Raw genomic sequence first — 3,695 nt, forward strand, 5'->3', positions numbered from 1 at the left:
GGGCCGCGCTGACCCCGCCCGCCGGCGGCTGGGCCGGCGACACCGAGCAGGCCGCGGCCGTGCTGCAGGCGAACGGCATCGGGCTGGTCGTGGTACAGCCGCGGGAGAACGCGCGCACCCACATGGACTCGCTCAACATGGCGCTGCAGCTGCAGCAGCGGGTCGGCGTGGAGACGATCGCCACGGTCACCACCTGGGACAAGACGATCATGTCGCTGCAGGCCGACCTGCTCGGCGCGCACGCGCTCGGGATCCGTTCCGTGGTGTCGACGACGGGCAGCCCGCCGGTGCTCGGCGACTACCCGGCGGTGGACGGCACCTGGGAAGTGGACTCGGTCGGGCTGACCGCGCTGCTCGCCGGGCTCAACGCCGGGCGCGACTCCAACGGGCTGGCGCTGACCGCGGGGACGTCGTTCTGCATCGGGGCGCGGGTCAACCCGGGGGCGCGTGACCCCGAGGCGGAGATCGCCCGCGCGCACGCCAAGATCAGGGCCGGCGCGCAGTTCCTGATCAGCCGGCCCGTCTACGAGCTCGAGTCGCTGTCGCGGCTGGTGACGGCGCTGGACGGCACGGGCGTGCCGCTGCTGCTGTCCGTCAGCGCGCTGCGCTCGTTCGAGGAGGCCGACTACCTGGCGCACGAGGTGCCCGGGGTGACGATGCCCGCCGAGACGCTGGACGCGCTGGAGAAGGCGGGCCGCGGGGCGGTCCGCGCTGTGGGCGCCGACCTGGCCGCGCAGCTGCTCGGCAAGGCCCGTCCGCTGGTCAGCGGCGTGCTGCTCGCCGCGCCCGACGACGACATGGCGAGCCTGGTGCCGCTGATCGACGCCGCGCTGGGCTAGCAGGCTCACTCGCTTAGCGGGGGCTGACCCATACCGACAGGTGCGCGGGTTCCAGGGCCTGGTGGACCGTCGTAGCTAGGTCGTCGCGGGCCGCGTCGAGGTTTACCGCGTCCTTGAGCCGGTCCGCGAACGCGGCCACGGTGGTCTCCGCGTCGTAGCGGGCCCGGTTGAAGCGCCGGTCCACGAGGCGCTGCACGCGCCGCCGCACCGGGGTGAACAGCGCCGCCGCGGCCAGCGTCGACGCGGCCACCGCGACCGGGGTATGGAACCCGAACACCTCGGTGGTGAGCAGCACAAGGCCCGCGTACACCCCGATGAGCAGGCCGGTCACGATCGCGTAGGCCAGCGTGCGGGAGACGATCCTGTCGATGTCGAACAGCCGGTACCGCAAGACGGCCACGCCGATGCTCACCGGCAGCGCGAGGAAGCCGATCACGCTGATCACGTCACTCAGCCACGGCACGCTCCCGAGCAGCGCGACGAGCCCAAGGGCGACCAGGGTGGCGGCCGACCCGGCCAGCAGCCACTTCAGCTGCTGACGGCGTTCCCCTGACGAGCGCCGGTAGCTGAGCGCCTGGCTGGCGATCGAGGCCAGCCAGCAGGCGATGAGCAGCGGGAAGAACAGGTCCTGGAGCACGTTCCACCAGCCGGCGGCGGGGTCGTGGCCGCTGAGCAGCAGCAGGTTCCCGCTGGAATCCACCTGGGTGCGGTGATCGGCCAGGGCGCGCACCGTGAGCACGACAGTGCCGGCCATCCACAGCGCGGCCACCGCCGCGTAGGCGGCCGCCAGCCACCGCCAGCGCGAGGAGGGCAGCCGGCCGTCGGGGAACAGCAGGATGAGCAGGCCGAGTGCCACGATCCCTGGCGCCCAGCCGGGCTGGGCGAGCAGCGCCACCGCGCCCAGCGGGAGATCACCGTGCCTGAGCCCGTAGTCGGCCACCGTGTAGTAGCTGGCGTCCTCGCTCAGGGCGAAGAAGAAGGCGCCGCCGAGCATGATCCAGCCGAGCGGGTTGGCGGGACGGCGAAATGCCAGCACCCACCCGGTCGCCGCGAACGCGGCCGACACCCACACCGGCACCGAGCCGCCGCCGGCGTTCAGGTTCTGGCGCGCCAGCCCGGACAGCGGCACGGCGGCCGCGAACAAGGCCAGCAGCACAACGCCGACGGCCACGCAGGCCTCGCGTGACGTCAGCCGTGTTCTCCCCACGAAAGCCCACGGTACGCGCCGAGCGTTCCGGAAACGTTACCGTTGTTACCGTTCGCCGGGCAGTCACGCATACCTGGCCTCGTCCGTGGCATGCTTACCCGGGTGGAAGGGAAGACGAGCCGGCGAGCCTTCCTCGGCCTGGCCGCGGCGGGCGTGGCGGCCGGGGTCGCCTCCGGGGCCGCCAAGATCTTCGGCCGCCCCGCGGCGTCCGGGCATCCGGCCGCGCTGACCGCGTCTCCCCGGCCGTGGAAGTCCCCGGTGCCGGAGAACTCGCGGCCCGGCGACCCGCACTGGCAGCTGCATAATCTCGGCGCGGAGCACGAGATCGAGGGGTACACGGGCTCCGCGAGCGTGCTGACCGGCGAGTCGTTCCCGCTGTTCGTCTCCACCACCTCGAGCGGCTTCCGGGTGACCGCGTTCCGGCTCGGCTGGTACCAGGGCACCGGCGCGCGCAAGGTCTGGTCCTCGGGGCCAGTGCACGGCGCCCGGCAGAAGAGCGCCGCTGTCGTGCAGCCGACCAACACGGTGGTCACCGACTGGGACCCGGTGGTGCACATCCCGACCGACGACTGGCCCGCCGGCGCGTACCTGCTCCGGCTCGACGCCGACTCCGGCGCGCAGCGGTACGTGCCGGTCACCGTGCGGTCCGCCTCCACGGCCGGCAAGATCGTGATCAAGAGCTGCGTGCAGACCTGGCAGGCCTACAACTTGTGGGGCGGCTACGACCTGTACAAGGACACGGCGGGCGCGTACTCGAACCGGTCGCTGGTGGTCAGCCTGGACCGGCCGTACGACTCCAACGGCGCCGATTACTTCCTCACCTACGAGCGCAACATCGTCAAGCTCGCCGAGCACCTGGGCCTGAACCTGGCCTACGTGACCAGCATGGACATCGCCGCCGACCCGCACCTGCTCGACGGCGCCAGCGCGCTGCTCTCGCTGGGCCACGACGAGTACTGGACGCCGGAGGAACGCGCGAACGTCACGGCGGCGCGGAACGCCGGGGTGAACCTGGCGTTCCTCGGAGCGAACGCGGTGTTCCGCCGCACCCGGCTGCAGTCGTCCGCGCTCGGTGCCGCCCGCGAGGTGGTTTGCTACAAGACCTCGTATACCGAGGACCCGCTGTACCGCAAGGACCCGACGGAGGTCACCAGCGACTGGCGCGAGCCGCCGAACTCCGACCCGGAGTCCTCGCTGATCGGCACGATCTACGAGGGCTACCCGTGCGACGCCTCGTTCGTGGTGTCCAGCCCGTCGAGCTGGGTGTACGCCGGGACGGGCGTGTCGTCGGGCACGAGCTTCCCGCACCTGGTCGGCGTCGAGTACGACCGGGTGAACCCGGCCTACCCGGTGCCGCGCCCGATCGAGGTGCTGTCCCACTCGCCGCTCACCTGCCAGGGCGCGTCCAGCTACGGGGATTCCGCCTACTACACCCATTCGAGCGGCGCGGGCGTCTACAACTGCGGGACGATGCGCTGGGTGGAGGCCATCTACGGCGACCAGCCGCACGGCATCCGCGGCAGCACCCCTGACTTCGTCCGCCAGGTGACGACGAACATCCTGCACGCCTTCGCCGACGGCCCCGCCGCTGCTAAGCACCCGGCCCGCGACAACCTGGTCGCCACCCGCGAATACGTCGGCGACCCGGT

3 protein-coding genes are annotated in these 3,695 nt (G+C 72.0%); 2 read left to right on the top strand and 1 reads right to left on the bottom strand.

The features are described from left to right. Positions 1 to 839, top strand: an 839-nt coding sequence (locus WA805_RS16190) for a methylenetetrahydrofolate reductase (RefSeq protein WP_425242745.1), incomplete at its 5' end; no start/stop codon positions are given. A gap of 13 nt (positions 840 to 852) precedes the next feature. Here the strand turns inward: WA805_RS16190 and WA805_RS16195 are convergent. Further along, entirely contained in the window at positions 853 to 2,046 is a 1,194-nt protein-coding gene (locus tag WA805_RS16195; protein ID WP_425242746.1) for a hypothetical protein, read from the bottom strand. Between the two features lie 102 nt (positions 2,047 to 2,148). On the opposite strand from WA805_RS16195, the gene WA805_RS16200 reads away from it, so the two are divergent. Further along, the coding region (locus WA805_RS16200) for a N,N-dimethylformamidase beta subunit family domain-containing protein (protein WP_425242747.1) at positions 2,149 to 3,695 on the top strand (1,547 nt) is incomplete at its 3' end.

Origin of the sequence: Trebonia sp., assembly GCF_049794275.1 — a bacterium.
Classification (GTDB): domain Bacteria; phylum Actinomycetota; class Actinomycetes; order Streptosporangiales; family Streptosporangiaceae; genus Trebonia.